Here is a 1,392-nt window from a genome sequence, read left to right on the forward strand (position 1 = left end):
TGCGACCATATATGTATGGGTGAGATGTCGGTGTCGGCCGCAGCCGCCGAGCTGGGCGTGTCCGGCCGGCAGGTCACTCGTCTCGCGCGGGCGGGGGAGCTGGTGGTGACGCGGGAGGTGGGGAAGGCGTTGTTGTTGGATGCGGGGTCGGTGCACCGTGTGGCGCAGGCGGACCGCCATCGGGGTCGGCCGTGGAATGGGGATGTCGCGTGGGCGGCGTTGGCGATGTTGTCTGGTGCGGGGGTGGATTGGATTTCTCCGTCGCAGGCGACCCGGTTGAGGCATCGGCTGCGCCGGGCGAGCGCGACTGAGGTGGCGTTTCTTGCCCGCCGGCGCGCGCGGGTGCACCGGATGCGGGGATGGGGCGATGATCTGAACACTCTGGTCACCGGCGGGTACGTGGCGGCCACCGGTGTCAGTGCGCTGACCCATGTTCCGGGGGTGGCGGGCCGGTTCGGTTTGTCGGGAAGGGGTGGTGGTGCTGTGGACGGGTATGTGGTCGGCGACGACCTCGCCGGGGTGATCGATACCTTCGGTTTGGTGGCGGACGGTGAGGGGGACGTGACGTTGAGGGTGGTCACTGCGCTGGACCGGTTTTTCACGACGACGACGGTGCCGGTGGCGGCGGTTGCGGTGGATTTGATGGAGTCGCTCGACACCCGGGAGCGCAGCGCCGGGGCGCGGGTGCTGGGGGAGTTGCTCGATGATTTCCGGTGAGCGGCCGCAGTGGACGGTGCAGGCACCGGTCGGCGGGTGGGGGCCGCCGTGGCCGCAGGCCGCCGAGATCGCCCAGCTGATTCCGTCGGAGCAGTGGACGTTGATCGGCGGGTTGATGGTTCAGCTTCATGCGGTGCGCGCGGGTGTGCCGCCGACCCGGGCGACGGTCGATGTCGACATGATTCTGCATATCGAGACCGGTGCCGCGACGTTCGGCGGGGTCCGCGCCCGGCTCGAGCAGCTCGGATACGAGTTGCAGGTGCCGGTGAGGGGGCGGGTGCACCGTTTCGTACGTTCGGGTGGTGTCGAGCAGGTCGATGTGATGGTCGCCGATCACCTGGCACCCCGGTTTCGGCCGAGGGTGTCGGGACGTGAGGTGTTCGCCGTTCCTGCGGGCACGTCCGCGTTGCGTAAGACACTGGACTGCCTGATCGAGATCGATGGGGTGTCAACCAAGTTGAGTGTGCCCGACGTCCTGGGGGCGTTGGTGCTCAAGGGCGCGGCCTACCTCGAGGATCCCCGCGATCGGGGGCGTCATCTCGACGATGCCGTGGTGTTGGCCTGCGCCATCGAGAACCCCATGGCCGATCGGGCACGGATGAGGGGAAGCGATCGCGGCAGAGTCCGAGCCCTGGCCGAGGCGTTGGCCGATCCGGATCATCGCTCGTGGCTGTC

The 1,392-nt window shown here is 68.5% G+C and carries 2 protein-coding genes; both read left to right on the plus strand.

Translation table 11 applies throughout. The features are described from left to right. The coding region (locus tag CJ177_RS35810; RefSeq protein ID WP_257014851.1) for a hypothetical protein at window positions 1–717 on the plus strand (717 nt) is incomplete at its 5' end. Next, on the plus strand, window positions 704–1,392 hold a 689-nt coding region (locus CJ177_RS35815), incomplete at its 3' end, for a hypothetical protein (protein ID WP_257014852.1). The genes CJ177_RS35810 and CJ177_RS35815, both read left to right, overlap by 14 nt.

This window comes from Rhodococcus sp. ACPA1 (genome assembly GCF_002300195.1).
Taxonomy (GTDB): Bacteria; Actinomycetota; Actinomycetes; order Mycobacteriales; family Mycobacteriaceae; genus Rhodococcus_F; species Rhodococcus_F opacus.